This is a genomic window from Bacillus sp. FSL R5-0659, assembly GCF_038008785.1.
In the GTDB taxonomy this organism is placed as follows: Bacteria; Bacillota; Bacilli; order Bacillales; family Bacillaceae; genus Bacillus; species Bacillus safensis.
In genome coordinates this window covers 1,538,957-1,562,932 of the sequence record NZ_JBBOZU010000001.1, presented here as the reverse complement: position 1 = coordinate 1,562,932, position 23,976 = coordinate 1,538,957, and the positions used below count along the sequence as shown (strand labels likewise).

27 protein-coding genes are annotated in these 23,976 nt (G+C 41.8%); all 27 read right to left on the bottom strand.

Going from position 1 to position 23,976, the window contains the following annotated elements; translation table 11 throughout:
* Window positions 1-4: 4 nt before the first annotated feature.
* The 27 genes from NSQ72_RS07920 to fliF are packed head-to-tail and all read right to left on the bottom strand — an operon-like array spanning window position 5 to window position 23,959.
* Window positions 5-505 (bottom strand): chemotaxis protein CheD, encoded by a 501-nt coding sequence (locus NSQ72_RS07920; protein ID WP_039178568.1) that lies wholly within the window; start codon window positions 503-505, stop codon window positions 5-7.
* Window positions 505-1,131: a chemotaxis protein CheC gene (locus NSQ72_RS07915; RefSeq protein ID WP_024424156.1), complete on the bottom strand. Its 627-nt coding sequence runs from the start codon at window positions 1,129-1,131 to the stop codon at window positions 505-507. The genes NSQ72_RS07920 and NSQ72_RS07915 overlap by 1 nt, the downstream gene beginning before the upstream one ends.
* A gap of 12 nt (window positions 1,132-1,143) precedes the next feature.
* Window positions 1,144-1,605 carry a chemotaxis protein CheW gene (locus tag NSQ72_RS07910; RefSeq protein WP_024424157.1) on the bottom strand — a complete coding sequence of 154 codons (462 nt, stop codon included), beginning with the start codon at window positions 1,603-1,605 and terminating at the stop codon, window positions 1,144-1,146.
* A 24-nt stretch (window positions 1,606-1,629) separates the two neighbouring features.
* Window positions 1,630-3,657, bottom strand: coding sequence for a chemotaxis protein CheA (locus NSQ72_RS07905; RefSeq protein ID WP_039178565.1), 2,028 nt, complete (start codon window positions 3,655-3,657; stop codon window positions 1,630-1,632).
* Window positions 3,658-3,662: 5 nt separating this feature from the next.
* On the bottom strand, window positions 3,663-4,736 hold the full coding sequence (locus tag NSQ72_RS07900) for a protein-glutamate methylesterase/protein-glutamine glutaminase (RefSeq protein WP_039178562.1): 1,074 nt from the start codon (window positions 4,734-4,736) through the stop codon (window positions 3,663-3,665).
* Complete coding sequence (locus tag NSQ72_RS07895; protein ID WP_126681809.1) at window positions 4,733-5,638, bottom strand: MinD/ParA family protein; 906 nt, start codon at window positions 5,636-5,638, stop codon at window positions 4,733-4,735. The genes NSQ72_RS07900 and NSQ72_RS07895 overlap by 4 nt, the downstream gene beginning before the upstream one ends.
* A complete protein-coding gene (gene flhF, locus NSQ72_RS07890; RefSeq protein ID WP_247544190.1) occupies window positions 5,632-6,756 on the bottom strand; it encodes a flagellar biosynthesis protein FlhF in 1,125 nt (374 codons plus the stop codon). The genes NSQ72_RS07895 and flhF overlap by 7 nt, the downstream gene beginning before the upstream one ends.
* Entirely contained in the window at window positions 6,756-8,789 is a 2,034-nt protein-coding gene (gene flhA, locus NSQ72_RS07885) for a flagellar biosynthesis protein FlhA (protein WP_039178556.1), read from the bottom strand. Before flhA ends, flhF begins: the two co-directional genes overlap by 1 nt.
* Window positions 8,790-8,818: 29 nt before the next feature.
* On the bottom strand, window positions 8,819-9,907 hold the full coding sequence (flhB, locus tag NSQ72_RS07880) for a flagellar biosynthesis protein FlhB (protein WP_039178554.1): 1,089 nt from the start codon (window positions 9,905-9,907) through the stop codon (window positions 8,819-8,821).
* On the bottom strand, window positions 9,904-10,683 hold the full coding sequence (gene fliR, locus NSQ72_RS07875; RefSeq protein ID WP_024426982.1) for a flagellar biosynthetic protein FliR: 780 nt from the start codon (window positions 10,681-10,683) through the stop codon (window positions 9,904-9,906). The genes flhB and fliR overlap by 4 nt, the downstream gene beginning before the upstream one ends.
* A 6-nt stretch (window positions 10,684-10,689) precedes the next feature.
* On the bottom strand, window positions 10,690-10,959 hold the full coding sequence (gene fliQ / locus NSQ72_RS07870) for a flagellar biosynthesis protein FliQ (protein WP_003211206.1): 270 nt from the start codon (window positions 10,957-10,959) through the stop codon (window positions 10,690-10,692).
* A 16-nt stretch (window positions 10,960-10,975) separates the two neighbouring features.
* The gene (gene fliP, locus NSQ72_RS07865) at window positions 10,976-11,641 is read right to left on the bottom strand and encodes a flagellar type III secretion system pore protein FliP (protein ID WP_008354479.1); all 666 of its coding nucleotides are present in this window, start codon (window positions 11,639-11,641) and stop codon (window positions 10,976-10,978) included.
* Window positions 11,634-12,293: a flagella biosynthesis regulatory protein FliZ gene (fliZ, locus tag NSQ72_RS07860; RefSeq protein WP_039178546.1), complete on the bottom strand. Its 660-nt coding sequence runs from the start codon at window positions 12,291-12,293 to the stop codon at window positions 11,634-11,636. The genes fliP and fliZ overlap by 8 nt, the downstream gene beginning before the upstream one ends.
* Before the next feature lie 18 nt (window positions 12,294-12,311).
* Window positions 12,312-12,674, bottom strand: coding sequence for a response regulator (locus tag NSQ72_RS07855; protein ID WP_007499584.1), 363 nt, complete (start codon window positions 12,672-12,674; stop codon window positions 12,312-12,314).
* A gap of 27 nt (window positions 12,675-12,701) precedes the next feature.
* Window positions 12,702-13,820, bottom strand: coding sequence for a flagellar motor switch phosphatase FliY (fliY, locus tag NSQ72_RS07850; protein WP_039178540.1), 1,119 nt, complete (start codon window positions 13,818-13,820; stop codon window positions 12,702-12,704).
* Window positions 13,810-14,808, bottom strand: a complete 999-nt coding sequence (gene fliM / locus NSQ72_RS07845) for a flagellar motor switch protein FliM (protein WP_024424167.1) — start codon at window positions 14,806-14,808, stop codon at window positions 13,810-13,812. The genes fliY and fliM overlap by 11 nt, the downstream gene beginning before the upstream one ends.
* Window positions 14,809-14,840: 32 nt before the next feature.
* A complete protein-coding gene (fliL, locus tag NSQ72_RS07840; RefSeq protein WP_024424168.1) occupies window positions 14,841-15,269 on the bottom strand; it encodes a flagellar basal body-associated protein FliL in 429 nt (142 codons plus the stop codon).
* A complete protein-coding gene (locus NSQ72_RS07835; protein WP_008344794.1) occupies window positions 15,266-15,481 on the bottom strand; it encodes a flagellar FlbD family protein in 216 nt (71 codons plus the stop codon). Before NSQ72_RS07835 ends, fliL begins: the two co-directional genes overlap by 4 nt.
* A gap of 37 nt (window positions 15,482-15,518) precedes the next feature.
* Window positions 15,519-16,313 (bottom strand): flagellar basal body rod protein FlgG, encoded by a 795-nt coding sequence (flgG, locus tag NSQ72_RS07830; protein WP_039178534.1) that lies wholly within the window; start codon window positions 16,311-16,313, stop codon window positions 15,519-15,521.
* A 17-nt stretch (window positions 16,314-16,330) separates the two neighbouring features.
* Window positions 16,331-16,777, bottom strand: coding sequence for a flagellar hook assembly protein FlgD (gene flgD / locus NSQ72_RS07825; RefSeq protein WP_039178531.1), 447 nt, complete (start codon window positions 16,775-16,777; stop codon window positions 16,331-16,333).
* Entirely contained in the window at window positions 16,777-18,102 is a 1,326-nt protein-coding gene (fliK, locus tag NSQ72_RS07820; RefSeq protein ID WP_144494942.1) for a flagellar hook-length control protein FliK, read from the bottom strand. The genes flgD and fliK overlap by 1 nt, the downstream gene beginning before the upstream one ends.
* Window positions 18,103-18,804 (bottom strand): MotE family protein, encoded by a 702-nt coding sequence (locus NSQ72_RS07815; protein ID WP_126681804.1) that lies wholly within the window; start codon window positions 18,802-18,804, stop codon window positions 18,103-18,105.
* A 12-nt stretch (window positions 18,805-18,816) separates the two neighbouring features.
* Window positions 18,817-19,260, bottom strand: coding sequence for a flagellar export protein FliJ (gene fliJ / locus NSQ72_RS07810; RefSeq protein WP_024424173.1), 444 nt, complete (start codon window positions 19,258-19,260; stop codon window positions 18,817-18,819).
* Window positions 19,261-19,268: 8 nt separating this feature from the next.
* Window positions 19,269-20,585, bottom strand: a complete 1,317-nt coding sequence (fliI, locus tag NSQ72_RS07805; RefSeq protein WP_024424174.1) for a flagellar protein export ATPase FliI — start codon at window positions 20,583-20,585, stop codon at window positions 19,269-19,271.
* Window positions 20,582-21,346 carry a flagellar assembly protein FliH gene (gene fliH, locus NSQ72_RS07800; RefSeq protein WP_039178522.1) on the bottom strand — a complete coding sequence of 255 codons (765 nt, stop codon included), beginning with the start codon at window positions 21,344-21,346 and terminating at the stop codon, window positions 20,582-20,584. The genes fliI and fliH overlap by 4 nt, the downstream gene beginning before the upstream one ends.
* The gene (fliG, locus tag NSQ72_RS07795; protein WP_039178520.1) at window positions 21,339-22,355 is read right to left on the bottom strand and encodes a flagellar motor switch protein FliG; all 1,017 of its coding nucleotides are present in this window, start codon (window positions 22,353-22,355) and stop codon (window positions 21,339-21,341) included. Before fliG ends, fliH begins: the two co-directional genes overlap by 8 nt.
* A gap of 11 nt (window positions 22,356-22,366) precedes the next feature.
* Window positions 22,367-23,959 (bottom strand): flagellar basal-body MS-ring/collar protein FliF, encoded by a 1,593-nt coding sequence (gene fliF / locus NSQ72_RS07790; RefSeq protein WP_039178517.1) that lies wholly within the window; start codon window positions 23,957-23,959, stop codon window positions 22,367-22,369.
* Window positions 23,960-23,976: the final 17 nt, after the last annotated feature.

The window sequence follows — 23,976 nt, the reverse complement described above, 5'->3', positions numbered from 1 at the left end:
TTAGTTATATCTTCATAATGCCTTGCTTCACAGTACGGATCTCAAGCTCTGCCGTAAGCGGATCGAATTCAATCGTACGGCCACTGTTTCCGCCTGTATCCTCACTAATAATCGGGATATGATGAAGAGACAGATGTTCTTTCACAGCTGAAACGTTTCTAGGTCCAATTCTCATAAGATCATTGGTTGACTTAAACTTAAACATTTCCGCCCCGCCAGCAAGTTTTGCCTTTAGCGCATGTTTGCGTGCGCCTGCTTTTAGGAGCAGATCAATTGTATGCTTGACACCTGTATCTGCATATTTAGCCAAGTTCTCCACCGTCCCTTTTGAAAGAGAGGAGTCTGGCAGCATAACATGGACAAGGCCTGCCAGCTTTTTCTCTTGATCAAACAAGACAAGCCCTACGCAAGAACCAAGACCCGATGTCCGAATGCGGTCCGGTGTTTTGACAAGCTGAACATCCGCAATACCAACCTTTACAACTGCCGGAATTTGCACGTTCATTATAGGTTACCTAATGCTTTGAAAAGTTTTTCAAACGATTCAAAGTCTGGTAATAGAAACATATTTCCTTTCAGCTCTTGCTTATTTTGATCATCAAAAATAGATGTATCAATCACAATCGCCTGATCACCAAGAGGACTGAATTGCATTAACCCTTCACTAATGACAGCTCCGAACATATCGAGCGTGACATCTGGAACACTTGGGTAAAGCTGCAATTTTGTTAAATCGGCAAGGGCTGATAAATAAGAGCCCGCTAAAATATTTCCCAGTTCATGAAGTGCTGACGTCCCCATCTCATGTTCATGAATCGTATCAATATCAAATGCCGGATCTTGGACAAGCTCTCTTACAAATTGCTCCGCTTGCTCAAACGGCATAATGAAAAAGATTGACCCGGTTAAATCCCCTTCCATTCGCAGGAAAATGCTTGCAACGGGAAGGTCTGCACCGCCAAAGAAATCCATTAAATCTTCAAACGAGAGAACCTTAACAAAAGGAACAGCCATATCAATTTTGCGATCCAATAGGTTGGCAAGAGCAGACGCTGCGTGGCCTGCCCCGATATTCCCAACCTCTCCTAAAATATCTAGCTGTTCATCTTTAATTTCGTTGAAAATGCTCATTTCACATCCCCCTTAATGAACAGGTGCACCTTGAACGCTCTTGTCGAGGACAGCACCGGCATGAATGATATTGAAAAGACGCTGATCATGCTTAATAATACCTGTCACCCATGACTGTCCTTCTTTTTCAGCAGATTCAGGAGAAGATTCTACTTCTTCCTGATGGACGGTTATGACATCATTTGCTTCATCAACAATCCAGCCGACTTCAATGTCACCAACTTGTACAATGATCATTCTTGTTTCATCTGTAATCTCGTTGTCAGTAGAACCAAGTCTGACTCTCAGGTCAATGACAGGTGTCACGACACCGCGTAAATTAATAACACCGCATATATAAGGGGCAACGCCAGGAACTCTTGTCGGCTGCTGCCATTTTTCAATGGACTTTACTTCTGATACTGAAATGGCGTATTCTTTTTTGTTTACGATAAACACAATCATCTTTTCGCCAGTTTTGATATCTGTACTCATTTCAGACCGCTCCTCTATTGTTTTTTACTTGATCAGTGCATTACAGTCAACGATGAGTGCAACTTGACCGTCACCTAGGATCGTTGCGCCGGATATCGCAAATACGTTTGGCAGATAATCTCCTAGTGATTTCAATACAACCTCTTGCTGACCAATAAATGAATCGACCACAAATGCTGTCAGCTTGTCTCCTTTACGAACAACAATGATGTGCAGCTCTTCCTCTAATTCATTCGCATTTGGTACGTGGAATTGTTTCTTCAAGTACACGACCGGTACGATAAATCCGCGGAAATCAATCACTTCACGATCATGCGTTTGCAGGATGTCACTTTTCTTAATGACAGCCGTTTCAATAATAGAAGAAATCGGAATCGCAAATGTTTCCTCTTCCAGTTTTACAAGAAGAACGGAAATAATCGATAGTGTCAGCGGAAGCTGGATCGAGAATAGGGAGCCCTGTCCCTCTGTTGAGTTAATACTCACAGATCCGCCAAGTGATTCCAGCTTGTTTTTCACAACGTCAAGACCTACACCGCGGCCTGAGATGTCAGAAATCGTGTCAGCTGTAGAGAATCCTGCTGCAAAGATCAATGAATCAATTTGATGATCTTCAAGTGTTTCTGCTTCTCTTTCTGTAATAACTCCGCGCTCTAATGCTTTTTCAAGCACCTTTTTACGGTTAATCCCGCCTCCATCATCCTCTACTTCAATGAAGACATGGTTTCCGCTATGATACGCTTTTAATAGAACCGTACCTTTTTCCGGCTTGCCTTTTTTCACACGTTCTTCTGGTGATTCAATCCCGTGATCTAGACTGTTTCTAAGTAAGTGCAAGAGCGGATCTCCAATCTCGTCGATCACTGTTCGATCAAGCTCTGTCTCAGCACCCTCAATAATAAGTTCAATTTTCTTATTAAGCTCTTTCGTCAATTGACGAATCATACGCGGGAATCTGTTAAAGACAGTTTCCACAGGTACCATTCTCATGTTCAGGATGATTGATTGCAGGTCTCCAGAAATACGTGTCATTCTTTCGACTGTGTCTGTGAGTTCGTTATTTTCTAGTTCTTTGGCAATCTGTTCTAATCGGCCTCTATCAATCACAAGTTCTTCAAATAGATTCATTAGAGAATCTAGACGGTCGATGTTGACACGAATTGTTTTTGTTCCGCCGGCAGCTGCACCGTTATTGCCATTTGCTTTTGGTGCATCATTTGCTGGCGCTTTCGCAGCAGGAACGGAGACTTCTTCTTTTTTCTGTTCAGGCTGCGCCTCTTGTTTTTCAGCCGGAGCTGCTTCATCAAATGCGGAGACTTCAGAGATCTCAACCTTCTCAACCTCTGAGATCGCCGTGACGATTTTCTGCACTTCGTCCATCGGCAGTTTAGAAAGATAAGAAATGCTGAATTCTGATTCGAAATCTTCTGATTCTAACAGCTCTGCATTCGGAACGGTTTTGACAACCTCGCCTGCTTCATTTAGTCTTTCAAAAATCATATAGACACGAACGGCTTTTAGTAAGCACGCTTCGCTTAATGTCACGTTGAGTTCATAGCATTTAAAGCCTTGCTCTCTCGCTTCATCAAGAACCGTTCGTTCAAATTCGTTATAATCTAAGTCATTAGCAGCTGCTGATGCATCTGCTGTTTCAACGCTAGAAGCTGCCTCAGCATGGCTTCCTGTCACATCTAGCTTTTTACTAATCTCAGTGACATCACGTTTCCCGTCTCCTCCTTCTGCAATCGATTGAACCATTGCTTCAAGATGATCGAGTGCTTCGAACATCGTATCCATTGACTCAGGAGTGACAATCATTTGTTCATTACGGATAGCATCAAACATGTTTTCTAAATGATGCGTTAAGTGAGCCATATCATCAAAGCCCATCGTTGCACTCATGCCTTTCAATGTATGAGCTGCTCTGAATATATCATTCACTAGCTGCAAGTCGGTTGGGTTCTTTTCTAAATCAAGAAGTTTTTCATTACAAGTTTGTAAGTGTTCTCTGCTTTCATCTAAAAAGATATCTAAGTATTGGTTTACATCCAACGTGTTCACGCCCTCTCTTTTTTCATGGAGCTTATAATTGCATGTGCGATGTCATCCACATGCCTTGTTTCATGTGCAAGGCCTGCTTTAATGACTGATTTAGGCATTCCGAAAACAACACATGATTCTTCTTTTTCTGCAATGACTTTCGTATGACCGCTTGCGACCATTTTTTTGACACCTTCCGTACCGTCACTGCCCATGCCTGTCATAATGACAGCGATTTTCTCGTAACCCTTTATATTGCTGATGGATTCAAATAAATAGTTAACAGATGGTTTGTGCCGGCTTTCCGTGTCTTCAGGGGACAGCCTGATAACAAGTGATCCCCCTTGGTCATGAAGTGACATATTCATTCCACCAGGAGCTATGTAAGCCACTCCATTTTTCGCGATGTCTCCATCTTGCGCTTCTTTAATCGTAATTTGTGATAAATGGTCTAACCTAGCAGCAAGTGATGCCGTAAATCCTGCCGGCATATGCTGCACAATCAATATAGGTGCCTCTATGTCCTTAGGCAGCTTCGTTACAACTCGTTGAAGTGCCCTTGGCCCTCCTGTAGATGTTCCAATAGAAATAATCTTTCGGAGTGAGGCGCCTTTTACTGTTTGCAGACGGGGTGCAGCCACTGGACTTGGCGGCTTTATCACCGGCTTAGGAGACACCTTCTCTTCAGTGCGTTTCCTTGACAGTCCTGCCGCAAGTACCCGCTCTACAATTTGCCCTCTCACTTTGTGCAAATCGAGCGAAATACTTCCCGAAGGTTTTGTCACAAAGTCGAAAGCACCGAGTTCTAAGCAATGGATGGTTAAATCTTTTCCTTGCTTTGTCTGGCTTGACACCATAATTACGGCAAGGTCGTGTTCAGCCAGAATTTGTTTTAATGCTTCTGTTCCATTTAAAACAGGCATTTCCACATCTAATGTGACAACATCTGGATTCAGTTCCTTGATCCGTTTTAAGGCATCTTCCCCATTTCGCGCCGTTCCGACGACTTCAATTTCTTGCTCAGCACTTAGAAAATCACTAATGAGTTTTCTCATAAAGGCCGAGTCATCTACTACTAGCACTCTAATCATGAGTCCACCTTCCTCCTTTTAAAAAAAGAGGACAACTTATCTATAAACGTATGCTGTTCTCTCCGTGCCTCTCTTATCTGCTGATGATATAGTGTTTCTGCCAGCATCTTAATGGTTTTACTCAGCCTTGAATGAGGCTGCTTCATATAAAATGGAATCTGTTCTGATACTGCTTTAGGAACCGCAGGATCATCAGGCACAGCGCCAGCGAATACAAGTTTTCTGTGAAGAAAACTTGTGACCACTCCTGCTAATTTCCGGTAAGTTTCAGACCCTTCTGACGGGGTTTTACACCGGTTGACAATGATTTGCACAGACCGTTCAAATTGATGAATAGCTAAGTGTTTAATTGCGCTGTAGGCATCCATGATGGATGTCGGCTCTGGCGTAGTCACAACGACTACTTCCCCTGCTGATAAGACAAATGGCAGCTGATCTTTTGACAGGCCGGCACCCATATCAAAGAAAATACAATCGAAGCCCTGCATCATTTTTTCCATCTCTTCCAAAAAGAACGACCATTGATCTTTATCTAAAGAAAAGAGCTGTTCAAGTCCGCTTCCGCCAGAAATGTAATATAGGTTGTCCGTCCCTTTTGTCATAGCTGCTTGGAAGGATTTTTTTCTAACGAGAACATCTAATATAGAGCTAGTCGATGTTTTCCCTAGTAAAATATCAATATTCCCCATCCCAAAATCAAGATCGATCACTAACACTCTTTTGCCTGTGCTTGCGATAGACAGTGCCATATTCAGTGTCAAATTCGATTTACCTACCCCGCCTTTGCCGCTCATAACGGCAATGGTTTTTGCCTGTCCGCTGACGTTAAGAGGAGCCGGTGTGATCATTTGACTCTGCTGAACTAGTTTTCTTAACCCTTCTGCTTGGTCGGGCTTCATGATTGTAAAACCATCCTTGTAAGTTCACGAGGAGAACCTTCAAGAATATCCTCAGGCACATTTTGGCCATTTGTTAAAAAACCAAGTTTGATTTGAGAGTCAGCAATGATTTGAAAAATGGTTCCCATCGTGTCCGTTTCATCTACTTTTGTAAAAATGAATTGATCGATTGGAACGTGTTCAAAGCGCTTGACCATGGCTTTCATGTCTTGATATTTTGATGTAGCACTCATCACGAGAAAACTTTGAATGCTCTCATCAAATGGAATAATGTCGGTCAGCTCTTTGATATACGCTTCTTCTTTAAAGTTACGGCCTGCTGTATCGATGAAAATATGATCATACTCTTTAAAGGTCTCTTGAGCTTTTACAAAATCCTCTCTCGAATAACAAACCTCAAGCGGTGCATTCAGCAGTTCAGCATATGTTTTCAGCTGTTCGATCGCTGCAATCCGGTACGTATCAGTTGTAATAAAAGCGATCTTTTTTTGCTGCTGAATGGCCGTTTTAGCAGCCAGCTTTGCAATCGTTGTCGTTTTACCAGCTCCAGTTGAACCGAACAGTACAATGTATTTTGAAGAAATCATCGGCTCATCAGAGGTTTTAGCTGGTAGCATATCTGTCAGCAGTTGTTCAAGTTCTTTTTCTATGTGATCTTCTTTAACCGCGCCCTTTGTTAAAAGACCTTTCAGGCATTCGTCTCGAATAGCATCATCAAGACCTTGATCCTTTAGCTTTTGATCGATTGCTACGAGAGGTTCAGGCAGAATACCAGCATGCCGTTCATTCCTCACATATTCTAAAGGCTGAGTATGAGTATGAGTATGCGCTGGTTTCGCCGCTTTGGGAGCAAAGGATGGCTCTTCGGGCTGCTTTTGAACTTGTTCCTTTTTTGGTAACACTGGAAGAGGCGGCACAGGGTTTAACCCTTTACCAGCTCTTTCTTCGAAATCTTGATCCAGCACTGCAATCACTTCGACCATTTGCTGTTTCTTTAAACCAAACAGTTTGCGTTTGACAACGGTTTTGGAATTTAAAATAACGGCATCTTTCCCAAGCTGCTGCCTGATTTGAATCGTTGCCTCCTGCATAGAATTTGCTGTGATTTTTTTCATTTTCATTAGATATCCACCACTCCGATGCTCTGTACTTCCACATTCGCTTCTAGTTCGTTATAAGATAGTACCGGTAAATCTGGGAAATATCTTTCTAACAACTGCTTCACGTACATTCTTATAGGAGGAGAGCATAATAGAACCGGCGTTTCCTGACGAAGCGAAAGCTGTTCAATTTCTCTCGCCACTGATTGAATCACACTTTCAGAGGATTCTGGATCTAACGATAAGTAGTTGCCATGCTCTGTTTGCTGAACGCTGTCTGCAATCACCTTTTCTACTCGGCCTGAGCATGTCACGACTTTGAGTGATTCATCTTCTCTTGCATACTGTGCGGTAATCTGTCTTGCCAGGGCCTGTCTGACATACTCTGTTAATAAATCTGTATCAGTCGTTAATTTTCCGTAGTCTGCAAGCGTCTCAAAAATGGTGACAAGGTTTCGGATAGAGACCTTTTCTTTCAGCAGCTTCGCCAGTACTTTTTGAATATCACCGACTGCCAGCGGATTTGGCGTTACCTCATCCACTAAGACAGGATAACTTTCTTTCAGATGATCGATTAATTGCTTCGTTTCTTGGCGTCCGAGCAGTTCGTGTGTGTTTTGTCTAATCTTCTCTGTGATGTGAGTAGACACGACAGATGCTGGGTCCACAACCGTATAGCCTAGCATCTCAGCCTGATCTTTTTCTGCTTCGGATATCCATTTAGCCGGCAGTCCAAAGGATGGTTCGATTGTTTCAATCCCTTCAATTGGATCATCATCAGGCGTTGGGGACATCGCTAAGTAGTGATCAAGTAGCAGCTCCCCTTTTGCTACTTCGTTCCCTTTAATTTTCAATCGGTATTCATTTGGGTTCAGTGCAATATTGTCCCGGATCCGGACGACTGGAATGACAAGACCCAGTTCGAGGGCAAGCTGCCTTCGGATCATCACAATTCGGTCTAACAGGTCACCGCCCTGGTTTGCATCAGCGAGCGGGATGAGGCCGTAGCCAAATTCAAATTCAATGGCATCCATTTGCAGGAGATGAATAACGCTTTCTGGACTTTTCATCTCTTCTACCTCTGCCTGTTCCTCCAGTACCTCTTCAATTTCTTCTTGGTCTTGTTTGTTTTTCGACATCATGTATGCGCCAAGTGCAAGTAAACCTGCGATCGGCCCTGTCAAAAGTATGCCGATTGGCGTAAACAGCCCAAGAAGGAAGATCGTGCCCGCTGTCACATAAAGCATGGCTGGGAATGCGAAGAGCTGACCTGTAATGTCTGACCCAAGGTTTCCATTAGAAGCTGCTCTAGTCACAACAATCCCTGTCGCCGTTGAAATGAGGAGTGCCGGAATTTGCGAAACGATTCCGTCTCCTACCGTTAATAGGGTAAAGTGTGAAGCTGATTCTTGAATCGACATGCCTTGCTGAAGCATCCCGATAATGATTCCAAATATAATATTGATGATGACGATGATAATACCTGCGATGGCGTCCCCTTTTACGAACTTACTGGCACCATCCATCGCTCCATAAAAGTCTGCTTCTCTCGCTACTTTTTCACGGCGATTTCTTGCTTCACTTTCTGTCAGCATTCCTGCATTTAAATCTGCGTCAATACTCATTTGTTTACCTGGCATCGCATCGAGTGTAAATCTTGCCGCAACCTCTGATACACGCTCTGCCCCTTTTGTGATAACAATAAACTGAATGATGATCAGGATAAGGAAAACAACAAGACCAACGAGGATATTTCCTCCAACAACAAATGAACCGAACGTTTCGACAACTTTCCCAGCATCTCCTGTTGAAAGAATAGAACGTGTTGTAGAGATGTTAAGCCCTAAACGAAACAGCGTTAAGAGCAAAAGCAATGATGGAAAAATTGAAAATTGCAGTGGTTCTTGCATGTTCATTGTGGTGAGAAGCACGATAAGCGCAAGAGAAATATTAATAATGATTAAAATACTTAATAAAACGGGCGGAAACGGTATGACCAGCATCGCCACAATTAAAATAACACTGAATAAAACAGATAAATCTCTTGCTGACATGCCTGTTCTCTCCTTTTAAAACCAAAAATTCATAAAATCTTTTGTTTCGTTTTATAGACGTAAGCTAAAATTTCTGCGATAGCCTTAAAGTATTCTTCTGGCACCGCTTGGTCGATGTCGACCTGATCATAGAGCGCGCGGGCAAGCGGCCTGTTCTCTACAGTCATGACATCATGTTCTTTCGCAATCGTTCTAATTTTCAAAGCCAAAATATCCGTTCCCTTTGCTACAACATAGGGCGCGTCCATTTTTTCTTCGTCATACTTTAAAGCAATGGCATAGTGGGTTGGGTTTGTAATGATGACGTCCGCTTTTGGGACTTCCTGCATCATCCGTCTCATGGCCATTTCCCGCTGACGCTGTTTAATCTTTGATTTGATGAGCGGGTCACCCTCTGATTTTTTATACTCATCTTTGATGTCTTGTTTGGACATCCGCAAGTTTTTTTCATAATCAAATTTCTGATACATATAATCAAGCCCTGCCAAGATCAGAAGAGCACCAGCAGCATACAGCCCCATAATCAAGGTCATATTTGCGACGAAATGAAGGGTTTCCTCTGCTGTTAATAAAGGAAGCCGCAGAATTTCATCAAAGTGCATCCAAAGAGCAATAAATGTCGCAAAGCCAACAAAGCCAATTTTCAAAATGGATTTTAATAGCTCTACGAGGGCTCGAATACTGTATATTCGTTTAAATCCTTTGATTGGGTCAAGCTTTTCTAATTTCGGTTGAATCACTTCTGTCGAAAAGAGAAAGCCGACTTGTAAATAGTTACTGAGAACGCCTGCCAGCATACCAACACCAAGGATTGGCATAAGGAGGATCCCTGTTTCCTGAAGCAATTCCAAGAATAATTGATGAATATTAGATGTGCTAACCTTCATTAGCATAGTTGTTGAATAAAAACGTTCAATGAGCGCGATAATCCGCTCTTTCATAAAAGGCCCAATAAAAAAGAATGATAAAAAGATTAATAGAAATGAGATGGCTGTATTGACGTCGGTACTTTTGGCAACCTGTCCTTTTTTACGTGAATCCCGTCTTTTTTTCGGCGTTGCTTTTTCTGTTTTTTCACCTGCGAAAAATTGCAAGTCTAGTCTAAGCCTTGTCATCATGACGAACCACCGACCAATGCTAAGAAATTCCTCATGGTGAGTACAATCGTTTCAAATGTATTTTGGACAACACCGAAGATGACGCCCATACAGATGATGATCATAATAAAACTCACACCCATTTTAATAGGAAGTCCGACCACAAAAACGTTCATTTGCGGAACTGTACGTGCCACAATCCCCAGTGCCAAATCGACTAAAAACAGACTTGCCACTACAGGTGCCGAGATTTGAAAGGCAATGATAAACATTTGGTTGAAGCTCTTTGCGATAAAGTAAGCAAAGGATTCACTGCCGAAATTCAGCGCGTATTGATCAACTGCAATGTATTGAAAGCTGTAATAGATTCCATCAAGCAGCAGGTGATGTGCGTTTGTTGCCAGCATCAACAGCAGTGTGACCGTATAAAAAAACTGTCCCATCAGCGGCGTCTGCGCCCCTGTTTGCGGATCGATAATATTGGCAATCGCAAAACCCATTTGAAAATCAATGAATGAGCCGGCAATTTGAACAGCGGACACCATGATGTATGCAATCAGCCCAAGCAGCAGACCGACCATTGCTTCTTTCACCGCAAGCATCATATAAAGACCGTCGATGTCAAGTGCTGGCGGTTCTTTTATGGTGCTAAAACTAATGACAGCTAAAAACAGTGAGAATCCAACTCTGTGTACAGCTGGGATCGTTCTATGCGCTAAAAGCGGTACTGTCACAAAAAAAGCGGTGATCCGAATAAAAACTAAAAGAAAAGCAGGGAATAATTCTATGATTGACATCTCTGCTTAACCTGCAAATCGATCTAAATTCGAGAACAGTTCTGTCGTAAAAGACACAATTGTTGAAAGCATCCATGGACCAAACACAACGAGTCCAATGAGTACTGCAACAATCTTAGGAATAAACGCAAGCGTCTGTTCTTGAATTTGGGTTGTCGCCTGAAACACACTGACAATCAGTCCCACAATGAGTGCGAGCGCTAGAAGCGGCCCACTCACAAGCAATACTACATACACTGATCTTTCAGCCATCGTAATGACAAATTCTGAACTCATGTTTTAAGCACCTACTCTAAAAGCTTTGCAGCAAAGATTTAACTATCAAATACCATCCATCGACTAAAACAAATAACAATATTTTGAAAGGGAGTGATATCATAACTGGCGGAAGCATCATCATCCCCATTGACATCAGAACACTTGCGACCACCATGTCAATAATTAAAAATGGAATAAAGATCATAAAACCAATTTGAAATGCCGTCTTTAATTCTGAGATGGCAAAAGCGGGAACCATCGCCGTTAATGGAATATCTTTAATCGATTCAGGTGTATCCATTTTTGCGTAGCTAAGAAATAAAGCCAAATCTTTCTGTCTTGTATGTTTACTCATAAACTCTTTAATAGGCACTTCGGCTTTTTCATATGCCTGATTTAACGTGATGTCATCATTTAAAAGCGGCGTGAGCGCCTCTTTATTAATCTGTGAGAACGTGGGTGCCATGATAAAAAATGTGAGAAACAAAGCAAGTCCAACAAGCACTTGGTTTGGCGGCATTGAGTTGGTTGCAAGTGATGTTCTGACAAATGAAAGAACAATCACAATCCGTGTAAAACACGTCATTAAAATGAGAATGCCCGGTGCAACCGAAAATACAGTTAAAAGTAATAGAAGACGGACAGATGTGCTAATATTTCCTGCACCGCTGGAATTAAATAAATCGATAAACTCATTCATTTTGTTTCGGGCCTTTCTTTCTGACTTCTGATTGGGTCTTTTTCAATTCGGCTAGCTGCGCCTTTAAATTGGCTGAAAAAGAAGAAGTGGTCGGCTGATCATGTTTCTTTACCTGCGAGGTGAATTTTTGAACCATTTTTGGTAAATCGGTCTTACTCTCCATCGCTTCTTCATATTGTTTTACGATTGCTTCACATTCTTGTTCATCATCAATTTCTTTTAGCAGCTGGATTGAATCTGCTACGCCGACAACTAATACTCGTTTGCCCACCTTGATCAGCTGGACTGAACGGTTTTGTCCGACTGTCGTTCCGCCAATATTTTCAACATAGCGAAATGGTTTGAGTAAGCGGTTTTGCTTACCAACAAATCTCACCAATCCATAAATAAGCAGGATGACAAATAGTAAGGCACCAATCATTTTGACAAAATCCATAATGGAGACAGAAGAAGAGGGAACTTCTTCTGCCGGATTCGTTTGATTGTCAGTGGTTTTCTTCTCTGTATCCTTTTTGCTTTCTTTCTCATCTTTGAGCCAGTCATTCACTGTGCCATTCTCAGGATCTTTCGTTTCAGCAAACAGCGAGGCAGGCTGCATCGTCAAGAAAAGCATAAAACTGATCATTGCTATACATATCAAACGTTTTTTCAACAAATCTTACACCCTTTTTTAGCCTAACGTTTTATTAATTGCTTCAAGTACACGGTCTGCCTGGAATGGCTTCACGATAAAGTCTTTTGCGCCTGCTTGGATCGCGTCAATAACCATTGACTGCTGTCCCATTGCAGAACACATGATGATTTTTGCAGAAGCATCGATTTGTTTAATTTCTTTTAGTGCAGTGATTCCGTCCATTTCTGGCATTGTGATATCCATTGTGACAAGATCAGGAGATGTTTCTTTGTATTTTTCAACTGCTTGTGCGCCGTTTTCTGCTTCTCCTACTACATCAAATCCGTTTTTTACAAGAATATCCTTGATCATCATTCTCATGAATGCTGCATCATCTACGATTAATACCTTAGTAGCCATTTACTTATTCTCTCCCTGTATGTTTGTTTATTTTAAATTAGAAAGTCTTTCTGACTGGCTTAGAATGTCAGTCACACGAACACCAAAGTTCTCATCAATGACAACGACTTCCCCTTTGGCGACGATTCGTTTGTTAACTAGAATGTCTACTGGCTCACCAGCAAGTTTGTCCAGTTCAATGATACTTCCAGCTGAAAGCTCAAGAACTTCTTTCACACTGCGCTGAGTTCTTCCAAGTTCCACCGTAATGGAAAGCGGAATGTCCATCAGCATATCAAGATTTCCAAGCTGGCTTGTTGTATGCTGAGGCTCACTGAACGCTTCAAATTCGACTGGCGCCACATTTACAGGTGCTGCCGGCTTCGCCTGTCTTTTCGGCGGTGCTGCTTGCTGCGCTGGGGCAGACTGCGTTTGCGTTGCTGCCGGCTGAGGTTCAGGTGTGCTCACTTGAGCTTCTTGAACAGGCTCTTCTTCTTGCGCAGGGACTGTTAATTCTGCGATTAAATCCTTCGCAAATGTAATAGGATAAAGCTGCATAATATTTGAATCGATCAGTTCACCTATTGTTAATCTGAAGGATACTTTGACAAGCATTTCTTCAGCTGGAATGCGGTCTGTCCCTTCTCCTTCTTTCACATCAAGTAATTCGACGCGCGGCGGAGAAATATCAATCTTTTTATTAAAGACTGTCGACATAGACGTCGCAGCAGAACCCATCATTTGGTTCATCGCTTCTTGCACTGCACTTAAATGAATTTCGCTTAAAGAAGGGTCAGCATTTGTCCCGTCTCCGCCCATCATTAAGTCCGCAATGACTGCTGCATCTGTTTGCTGGATAACAAGCAGGTTACTTGCGCTGAAGCCTTCCGTATAATTCACTTCAATAGCGACATACGGATGAGGAAATTCCTCATTCAGCTTACTTTTTTGAATCACTGTAACTGTTGGAGTTGTAATCTCCACTTTTTGATTTAATAGGGTTGAAAGTGCTGTTGCAGAGCTGCCAAATGAAATATTTCCGATTTCCCCAATAGCATCTTGCTCCATTGCAGAAAGGATTGTATCAGGCTCTATATCGTCATTGCTGCCTCCTTTAAGGAGCGCATCGATTTCGTCTTGTGATAATTTACTTCCGTTATTCTCCATCTTCTTCACCTCTTATGTCGTGATCTAGAATTTGAATCGCCTGTTTCCGATTCACGCGGCCGGCCTGTCCCAAGAATTTCGGTTTATTTCCGACCATAACAGTAAGAGGCGCATTTACTGGTTTGTCCAAGGCAATACAATCACCAATTTCCAAATTCAAAAACTCTTCCACCGTCATTTCCGATTGTCCCAGCTCTGCGACTACCGGTATTTTTGCCTTCATAATCCGTTTTTCAATGGCCTTTGTCTCTTGCTGTTTTGGTTCATTTCGTTCAGACTGCATCCAGTAGTGTACAGACAGCTTCGGAATAATAGGCTCTAATACAACGTGAGGAATACATAGGTTAATAACCCCGCTTACCTCGCCAATCTGTGTATTAAGAGAAATGACGACAACTGTTTCGTTTGGTGACACCATTTGAACAAACTGGGGATTTACCTCGAAATCTGCCATTTCAGGCTCGATGTCGGTTATGGACTGCCACGCTTCTCTGTAATTTTCCAAAGCTCCCTCAAACATGTTTGAGATAATCTTTGTTTCAATTTCTGTAAGTGATTCTGTCTTATTATGACTAATGCCAATCCCGCCCATCAGCCTGTCCATCATCGCATAGCCGATTGTTGGGTTCACTTCAAGCATGATTCTTCCTTCAAGCGGGCTGACATAAAATAAGTTTAATAATGTCATATTAGGAATCGAACGAATAAATTCTTCGTATGGTACTTGGTCAACCGAGCTGACAGTAATTTGAATATATGATCTTAGCTGCGCTGAAAAATGCGTGGTGAGCAGTCTAGCGAAGTTATCATGAATCCTTGTTAAACTTCGAATCTGGTCTTTTGAAAAGCGCAGTGCACGTTTAAAGTCATACACTTTCACTTTTTTCGTCGTTTCTTCTTTTTTCAGCTCTTCTGCATCCATTTCGCCTGTTGAGATGGCGGATAATAATGCGTCGATCTCATTCTGGGAAAGCACTTCTCCTGACATTTCTTCACCTCCGTCGCGTTAATTAATCGCCTCTATTGCAGATTAAAGGAGGTTATATATACTTCTTTCACCTTGCCATCTTGCAAATAGTTATTCACTTTGTTTTTGACTTGTGTTTTAAAATGTTCTCTGCCTTTTTTGCCATCAAGTTCATCTGCATTCGTGTCTGATAAAATGTCGATTACAGCATCTTTTACTTGGAAACTTCTTTTCTCAAGCTCTGATTTTGCCTTTTCAGAGTCCGTTTCAATATTCAGGACAAGTTTAACAGCATTTCCTTCAGATTTTAAATTGGTGATAATCTCAGGAATTTCAACAGAAGCTTTTACGACTTCATCTGCTGTTGGCTCTTTTTCAGCTTTTGCTTCGTCTGACCCATTCAGCAGAAAAAAGATGCCTGCTCCAATTCCGACGATGGCAATAATCATGATTAGCATTACTACGACTAATTTCTTCTTCATTCAAATTCCTCTATTCCTTGATTCAATGAAATGACTTGGATTTTTCTGTAGAAAGAAATGATTTTCTCTTGAAGCTGCTCTTCATCTTCTTTCACAACGAATTTCTTTCCATTGGCCAAAGTAATGGTCGTGTCTGGAAAACTTTCGATTTGCTCGATATGGAGAGCGTTCAGCATAAATCCTTTGCCATTTAATCTTGTCACTTCAATCATATTTAGCAGAGAAGCGATCATCCGCTCCCCCTACCTCCTATCGTTTCAGATTCACAAGCTCTTGCAGAATTTCATCAGAAGTTGTGATCGTCTTTGCATTCGATTGGAATCCGCGCTGCGCGATAATCATTTCGGTAAACTCGTCTGTTAAATCAACGTTTGACATTTCAAGTTTCCCTGTTTGAAGTTCACCTGTTCCTTGAGTTCCAGGAGCGATGGCATTACTTGGTGCACCGGAACTGAGCGTTTGGCGATATAGGTTATCCCCAATCTTATCTAATCCTCCTGCATTACTGAATGACACAAGTGATATTTGCCCAACAGTACGAGAAACGTTGTTCTCAACAACAGAAACGGTCCCATCTGGCCCAACACTGACACTTGACACATTGTCGCTTGGAATGTTGATTCTTTGTCCATCCATGCCAAGTAGATAGTTTCCATCAGGTGTTGCCAAATCCCCATTTGAATCAGGTTTGAAGTTCCCTGTTCTTGTAAATAGGATTTCACCTTGCTTTTGAATACGGAAAAATCCATCTCCATTAATATAGAAATCATATGGTTCGTCTGTATTTTGAGAAGAGCCTGGTTTCATGATTTTATCAATAGAAGATAAAGATGATCCTAAACCAACTTGTTTTGAGTTGATCGAACCAGAATTGTTCGTCGGTCCACCTGAGCTTGAAATGGTTTGACTGACCATATCTTTAAACGTGATACGGCTTTTTTTGTATCCGTGTGTATTGACGTTGGCTACGTTATTGGCTACCACATCTAATTTTGTTTGGAAGTTTTTCATTCCGCTAATTCCTGAGTAAAGTGAGCGTAACATTTATTTTCCTCCTCGAATTACTTCGTTTTTTCTCCAACTGCTGTAACGTCCCAAGGGCTGATTTTCGTTCCATCTTCCAAAATAAGCAAGTATTCATTGTCTATGTTTTTAACAGACTTCACAGTGCCCGATATCTCTTTATCATCCAGCTTGCCCGATACTTCTTTACCAATCCAGCCTACATACGTCGTAAACGGATCTTGGTGTGCAACAAATGTAGACATGAGCTGATTCAGCTTAGTGATCGAATCGTTCATATTGGTTTGCTGTTCTAAAGATGAAAAAGTGGCAAGCTGCGTGACAAACTCACGGTCATCAAGCGGATTTGTCGGATCTTGGTTTTGAAGCTGTGTGAGCAAAATTTTCAAGAATTGATCTTTGCCGAGCGTATCTGTTTTCTTTTCTGCTTTTGAAGAAGTGTCTGTTTGTGCGGCTGTTCTATTCGTAGCATCAACTGTTGCCATTAAATCTCCTCCTCTTCTTCATCTGACCCAACAAGAGCATCCAGAACATCTTGGAATTCTGCTTCCTGTTCATCAGTCTGCTGGAAATTTTGTCCTTTTGGCTGCTGCTGCTTGTTTTCTTCACTAAACTGTCCAAATAACGGCTGCTCATTTGATTGAAGCGGTATATGGAAACGGTCCACTTGAACCGACATATTCGGAAGCGCCTGCTTGAGCTGCGGAAGGTGATGCTCTAACAGCTCTTTTGCTGCTTGCGTCGAGGCAGTAATTTTACTCGCATACATACCGTTTTGTTTCGTTAGCTGAATGGTAATAAATCCAAGATTTTCAGGATTTAATCGAACGGTAAACCGTCCGCTTGAATTGCCAAACGGCGTGAATTTCATTTGCTTCCACGTGTTTAGAATTTGCTGATCAACTGTTCCTGGCTTTTCATCAGTCGTTTGTGTCTGCTGAACAGGAGCCGCTGACTGCAGATGGAAAAACTGCTTATGACCTGGCAGAAGCGAGTGGGTCATTATTTTTTCAGAAGCTGGCGCAGCAGTGCTTTGTCCTTTCACGACTTCTTTTTTGATGAGCCACTCAAGAGATGCATTCCCTTTTGCCGGAGAAGCGAGAGTAGATTCTTGTTTTGGAGAGACCAGTTCCTTCAACTCTCCTAATGAAATTTTCCACTCTTTGTCAGATCCTTTCGCACTCGCCATCATATGATCGATTAACTGATTAAAGTGCTTTAGCTCACTTTGAGTCATCGAATTCAGTTTTGGTGCTGAACCCTGCGAGAAGAACTGCTCTTTTACTTGCTGAATGAGTTTCTCATCTACCCCGTTTTTCGAAAGAAAGTCGATGAAGTCTTGACCTTTTCCTTCAATATCCTGCACAAGTTTCGCATCAAAGCTGAGCGGCTGTTGATTAAGCAATTGATAGATGAAAAAGTGGACTTGTATGAGCTGTTCACTATGTTCAGAACCTGGCTTTTCAGCTTGATCACCGTAAATGGAAGATTCCATTTTTTGAAATAATTCTTCAAGTGACTTGAGATCAGTTGCTTCAAGTGTTTGACCTTGTAGTGTTTGAAGCGCACTTAGTAGATCTGCGCTCATTCCTTCTTCAGGTGATTGCATCCATTTTTCAATGATCTGCATCGCATCATTGATAGAAAGTGAGGTAGAAGCGGCTGTCTCAGCATCAACAGGACCGCTTTGGGCGCCTGCTCCGCTAAGTAATTGTTTAAACAAACCGCTGGCAGTTGCCGCGCCGCCTCCCTTTAGTCCCGAGAGACCTTGAGAAGATTGCTGTAAGGCTGCAATATCCAATAGCTTCACTTATTGTCCACCCCCATTTTCACGTTCTTCTTTTTTGGCAAGCTCTTTTGTAAACGTTGCTGCCTTCTGAGGTGTCAGTTTTGCTAATATGTCTGTCAGTTTATTTTTGCTCAGCTCTTCAAGGATTTTTAATGCCTCTTTATCACTTAGTTCTGATAAAATTTTGGCGGATTTCCCTGGGTCCATGCTTTCATAAATGCTGGCGATCTTTCCTTTTGTCTGCTGATTAGAGGATGCCGCTGCATCAGAGGACTCCGCTGCCGAGTTATTACCTGACGTATTATTTGATGAGCTGTTATTCGATGAACTGTCATTGGCTGACGTATTCTTTGCATCATTTTCAGATGTTTTTTCAAGTGAGTTGATTTTTTGATTCAGTCTTTTAATCTCTTCATCACTTGTTTTCAAATCTTTTTGTGCAATTTCGAGCTCATTTTTTTGCTCTTTAATAGTCTTTTTCAGTTCTTTCAACTCTGCATCGCTTTGATCATTAGGTGAAGATGACGTTTTTGAGGTGTCATCTGAACCAACTAAGCTGCTGATCACCGGAATGTTTTGGAGCGGTTTTTTTAGATCAAAACCTGCCATATAAAGGATCGTGCCAGTGACAATCACAAGCACAATCAATGGGATGATGACAATAAACAAGATCCATTGAAATTTCCCGCCGCCTGATTCCTTTGTTTTTTCCTTCTTAGGCATTCATCTCGACTCCTAATGTCCTTGAAACATGAATTGGCTGATAGAGATATCATCCATTTCTTTCATTTCAATTGCCTTATGTTCAAGGGAAAACTTTTCAAATTGCTTTTCTTTCATTTTTTCAAACTTTTTAAACTCAATGTTTTTTTCAGTTAAATCAGATTGTTTTTCATTCATTTGATGACGTTTCATGATCACAAGCTGCTGATAATGCTGAATGGTGTTATCTAAGTTGGTCACAAATTGCTGGTAATGACGCATTTCTTGAACACTCATTCCACTTCTCAGCTTTTCTTCTTTGCTTTTTTCCATTAGCTCTTTTTTACTCATATTTTCATAGAGTTTTTCAGCGACTTGCTCAAATGCCGAAACGGATTGTTGGTACGCTGCAAGTGACTTGTCTTTTTCACTTTCTTTCAGTTCTAAGAGCTTTTGAAATTTGTATTGATATCTCACTGTTTTTGTCAATCCTCTCTATTCATCAAACTGAGCAATAAACTCACACTGTCTTCAATAGATACAGCCTCTTCTACATCCTGCTTCAAAAATGAAATCAGATGAGGGTAAGCCTGCATGGCCTCATCAATATCTTTGGAGGAGCCTTTTTTATATGCTCCTATATTAATGAGGTCTTCAGCGTTTTGATAAGTGGATAAAAGCTGGCGGAACCGGTTAGCCGCTTCCTTGTGATCATGACTTGCGATATTGCTCATGACACGGCTGATACTTTTCAAAATATTAACAGCGGGAAATTGTCCTTTGTTGGCTAAAGCACGATCAAGGACAATGTGGCCATCCAGGATCCCCCTCACTGTATCAGCGATCGGTTCATTCATATCGTCCCCATCAACAAGAACTGTGTAAAACGCTGTGATCGAACCAAGCTGATTTGTCCCAGTTCGTTCGAGCAATTTTGGCAGTATAGCGAACACTGATGGTGTATATCCTTTTGTTGTTGGCGGCTCGCCAGTTGCAAGACCTATTTCCCTTTGCGCCATGGCAACCCTCGTAACAGAATCCATCATGAACATGACATTTTTGCCTCTGTCTCTGAAATATTCCGCAATGGCTGTTGCAGTATAGGCAGCTTTCAGTCTCGTCAGTGCAGGCTGGTCAGAAGTTGCGACGACAACAATTGATCGCTTCAGTCCTTCAGCACCTAAATCCTTTTCAATAAACTCACGAACTTCACGGCCACGCTCTCCAACAAGGGCAATGACATTGAGGTCTGCTTCTGTCTGCTTTGCAATCATCCCCATTAAGGTACTTTTTCCAACACCACTTCCGGCAAAAATCCCGATCCTTTGACCAGTGCCAACTGTGAGCAAACTATCAATGACTCTAACGCCGACACCCATCTTTTCTCGAATAGGCGGTCTGTCCATCGGATTTGGGGGTGATTGATCTGTCGAAACAGGTGCAAGTCCCTTTGGAAGCATACTGCCATCAAGCGGATCACCGAAGGCATCAACGACTTCACCTATTAATCCAGTCCCTACTTTGACCTTCAGCGACTCACCCGTCGCTTCCACAAGACTTCCTGGTGAAATATTGGATGCTTCTACATAAGGCATGAGCAGAATGTTTTCATCTCTAAACCCTACGACCTCTGCTTTGATCGGATGGTGCTTGCTCCCTTTTTTATGAATGAGACACACGTCACCGATCGAACTCTCCGGCCCCTTAGATTCAATCATCAGCCCAACCACTCGGTTGACTTTTCCAAATCGTTTATAAGGATCAGCGGTTTCAATCGTTTCTTTTAACACATCCATTTTCATTTGTGATCACCTGAATCAATGACTTCTAATAATTTTTCTTTCAGCTGATTCAATTGGGTATCAACACTCGCTTCCACTTTTCCAAAACTTGTTTCTACGTAACAAGTTCCTTTTGGCGCTTTTTCATCCGAGTAAATGGCAAGATGTGTATCCTTTTGAAGGATTCTAATCAATTCGTCTTTATATTCCATCACATGCTCGTAATGTTCAGGGTCAACATAGATGGAAATATCGTCATATTCTTTCACTTCTGAAATGACCTGCTTCACAAGAGCCAAAAATTGATCTTTCGTCTCCTCAGCTGCATTCCAAACGCGTTTAGCGAGTTCAAAAGCAAGTTCCACAATTTGCTCAGCAGAGCTTTCAATTTTTTCTTCGTAGTCCTGCCTTGCAAGACCGGCGATGTCATTTGCTTGATCAAGAATAGCTTGGTACTGCAAATTTGCATCTGCTTCGCCCTTTTGAAAGCCGTCTTGATAACCTGCTTGTTTCGCTTCTTCAATGAGCTGTATTCTTTCTTCTTCAAAATCAGTTCTGCGCTGATTGATTTCAGCCATTGTTTTTTCCAGCTCACTGTTTGCTTGGTCTAAGATGCGGCTCGCCTGATCTTCTGCATCACTAAGTACAAGCTGCGATGCTTCGGTTTCATTGACAAGCTCTTCTTCGTGATGTTCTCTTTTAAACTCCACTTGCTGTAAAGGAATCGTTTGCCGTCCTTGTTCAGGAATAACAGATGTTTCATGTTTGATAATCCTAGACAATGATATCGTCTCCTCCGCCTCGAGCTATGACGATTTCTCCAGCTTCCTCAAGTCGTCTTACGATGCTGACAATACGGGTTTGTGCTTCCTCGACATCTCTAAGCCGGACAGGCCCCATAAACTCCATTTCTTCTTTGAATGTTTCGACCATCCGCTGTGACATGTTGCGGAAGACAATTTCTTTGACCTCTTCGCTTGCCACTTTGAGTGCGAGCAATAAGTCATCATTTTCAACATCTCTGATGACGCGCTGAATCGCTCTGCTGTCAAGAGTGACAATATCTTCAAAGACAAACATACGTTTCTTAATTTCATCAGCAAGTTCAGGATCTTGAATTTCAAGTGTGTCTAAAATGGTCTTCTCCGTAGCACGGTCTACACCATTTAGCACTTCCACAACCGCTTCGACTCCGCCTGTTTGCGTGTAGTCCTGCGTAAAGGTTGAAGACAGCTTTTGTTCAAGAATGCGTTCCACCTCATTGATGATCTCTGGAGATGTGCGGTCCATTAAGGCAATACGTCTTGCAACCTCAGTTTGTACTTCCTCGCCTAATTCAGATAAAATTTGCCCAGCCTGCACTGGATCCAGGTAGGAAAGGATGAGCGCAATCGTTTGTGGATGCTCATGCTGGATAAAGTTTAAAATTTGTTCTGGTTCAGCCTTTCGAGCAAAATCAAATGGTTTTACTTGAAGAGAGGATGTTAACCGGTTTAAGATGCTGTCCGCTTTGTCCTCACCAAGCGCTTTTTCAAGCACTTGTCTTGCGTACATAAGACCGCCCTGCGATATGTAGTCCTGCGCGATGGCAATGCTGTGAAACTCTTCGATGATTTCATCTTTTTTAGCAGTATCTACACTTCGTACATTGGAAATTTCTAATGTTAATTTTTCTATTTCGTCTTCAGACAGATGTTTGTATACAGATGCTGACACGTCTAGCCCTAAGGAAATCATTAGGATTGCTGCTTTTTGTCTGCCTGTTAGTCGATTTGGATCTTTTCTCGACATGTGTATTCCTCCTAATCCTCGGACAGCCAGCTGCGTAGCAATTTAGCAAAGTCTTCTGGTTTTTCTTTTGCCATTTTTTCAAGCTGATTTTTTCTCACCATTTCTTCTGTTTCTGGTTCAGTGTCGATATCAGGAACATCGATTGGTGTACGTTCATCAAACTCAAACTCTTCTTCCTCATCTCTTCTACGCTTACGTACAAGAAGAATGATAAGAGCGATAATTGCAAGTAGGAGCACACCGCCTACAATATAAACCCAGATTGGAATATTATTTGAAGGGTTATCTGCCGCAGTTTGCTGTTTACCGTCTAATTTTGATACTGATAAAACGATTTTGTTATCTAAGTCTGCTTGAGTGAGCGCTTGACCATTTGTGTATTCTTTATCAATCGATGTGCTAATGATCGTTGAAAGAATCTTTTTGATATCATCTTGTCTTTCAGCTGTTAAAGAGTTTGCATCGTTTGCAGTTGGTGGTTCGACCAACGCTTGAATGCCAACATCTCTAATTTTATAAGGGCTTTCTTTGATATCTTTATGAATGCGGTTGACTTCATAATTGATACGATCTTCACTCTTCTCGTAATCTCCGCTTCCATTCGCTCCATCGGCACCTTGATAATTTGTGACATCATCGTCACCTGTTCCAGCGGTGCCTCCAGCTGCTGCTCCATTGCCTGAATATGTTTCAGCAATCTTTTCAGCGCTGACAGCAATCCCCTGCATGTTTTCTTTATCAACAGGTTCTACAAGGTCTTCTTTTCTTTTTTCTTCAGTAAAATCAATGTCTGTTGTGACCGATACAGCCACTTTATCTTGACCCATCATTGTTCCGAGCAGCTGCTGAATTTTTCTTTGAAGATTCTTTTCGATTTCCTCTTTTTTCTGCTGCTGTGCATCCATTCCACTTGCATAAGAATCGGAACTGGTGTTTAAGTCGTAGTAGTTGGAATCTTGGTCCATAATGACAATGTTTTCTGTTTTTAAATTCGGCACACTTTTTGAAATAAGATGATAAAGGCCTTTTACTTGCTGCGGCGTAAGCGTGTAGCCAGGCTCAACTTGCAGCACAATGGATGCTGATGCATTACTTTGCTCTTCTCCAACAAAAACGGAATCTTTTGGCAGGTTAATCATCACTTTTGAATCTTTAATCCCATCAATTGTGTTGATCAGATTGGATAGTTCTGTCTGAGTTGCGTCTACTTTCAGAACATCAAATTCATTATCTGTTAAACCGAAGCCTGAATTGTTTGCAAAGAAGGAATAATCAATGTTGCCTGTCTTAGGAAGCCCTTCAGATGCGAGTGTTACTTTTAAAGAGTCTGCTTGCTTTTCTGGAACGAGAATCGTTGTTCCATTGTTTGCAAGTTCCGATTTAACGTTTTTGCCATCTAGTTCCTGTTTGATTTGTCCAGCTTCTGCCTCAGACAAGTCTCTAAAGAGCGGAACCATTTTTTCAGAAGAAGCAAAGATGCTAACAACCGTAATAATGATTGCTAGGGCAGCAACGCCGCCAATCATGAGTATTTTTTGTAATTTTGATCGATTTCGCCAAAACTCAACTGTTTTTGTTCTTAATTGCATTAAAGTACGATTCATCTTAACCCCCGGTCATT

Coding starts and splice junctions, on each gene's coding strand:
- NSQ72_RS07920 (WP_039178568.1), bottom strand. CDS start 505: ATGAACGTGCAAATTCCGGCAGTTGTAAAGGTTGGTATTGCGGATGTT.
- NSQ72_RS07915 (WP_024424156.1), bottom strand. CDS start 1,131: ATGAGCATTTTCAACGAAATTAAAGATGAACAGCTAGATATTTTAGGA.
- NSQ72_RS07910 (WP_024424157.1), bottom strand. CDS start 1,605: ATGAGTACAGATATCAAAACTGGCGAAAAGATGATTGTGTTTATCGTA.
- NSQ72_RS07900 (WP_039178562.1), bottom strand. CDS start 4,736: ATGATTAGAGTGCTAGTAGTAGATGACTCGGCCTTTATGAGAAAACTC.
- flhF (WP_247544190.1), bottom strand. CDS start 6,756: ATGAAAATGAAAAAAATCACAGCAAATTCTATGCAGGAGGCAACGATT.
- flhA (WP_039178556.1), bottom strand. CDS start 8,789: ATGTCAGCAAGAGATTTATCTGTTTTATTCAGTGTTATTTTAATTGTG.
- flhB (WP_039178554.1), bottom strand. CDS start 9,907: ATGATGACAAGGCTTAGACTAGACTTGCAATTTTTCGCAGGTGAAAAA.
- fliR (WP_024426982.1), bottom strand. CDS start 10,683: ATGTCAATCATAGAATTATTCCCTGCTTTTCTTTTAGTTTTTATTCGG.
- fliQ (WP_003211206.1), bottom strand. CDS start 10,959: ATGAGTTCAGAATTTGTCATTACGATGGCTGAAAGATCAGTGTATGTA.
- fliP (WP_008354479.1), bottom strand. CDS start 11,641: ATGAATGAGTTTATCGATTTATTTAATTCCAGCGGTGCAGGAAATATT.
- NSQ72_RS07855 (WP_007499584.1), bottom strand. CDS start 12,674: ATGGCTACTAAGGTATTAATCGTAGATGATGCAGCATTCATGAGAATG.
- fliY (WP_039178540.1), bottom strand. CDS start 13,820: ATGGAGAATAACGGAAGTAAATTATCACAAGACGAAATCGATGCGCTC.
- fliM (WP_024424167.1), bottom strand. CDS start 14,808: ATGTCAGGAGAAGTGCTTTCCCAGAATGAGATCGACGCATTATTATCC.
- fliL (WP_024424168.1), bottom strand. CDS start 15,269: ATGAAGAAGAAATTAGTCGTAGTAATGCTAATCATGATTATTGCCATC.
- NSQ72_RS07835 (WP_008344794.1), bottom strand. CDS start 15,481: ATGATTGAAGTGACAAGATTAAATGGCAAAGGATTTATGCTGAACGCT.
- flgG (WP_039178534.1), bottom strand. CDS start 16,313: ATGTTACGCTCACTTTACTCAGGAATTAGCGGAATGAAAAACTTCCAA.
- flgD (WP_039178531.1), bottom strand. CDS start 16,777: ATGGCAACAGTTGATGCTACGAATAGAACAGCCGCACAAACAGACACT.
- NSQ72_RS07815 (WP_126681804.1), bottom strand. CDS start 18,804: ATGCCTAAGAAGGAAAAAACAAAGGAATCAGGCGGCGGGAAATTTCAA.
- fliI (WP_024424174.1), bottom strand. CDS start 20,585: ATGAAAATGGATGTGTTAAAAGAAACGATTGAAACCGCTGATCCTTAT.
- fliG (WP_039178520.1), bottom strand. CDS start 22,355: ATGTCGAGAAAAGATCCAAATCGACTAACAGGCAGACAAAAAGCAGCA.
- fliF (WP_039178517.1), bottom strand. CDS start 23,959: ATGAATCGTACTTTAATGCAATTAAGAACAAAAACAGTTGAGTTTTGG.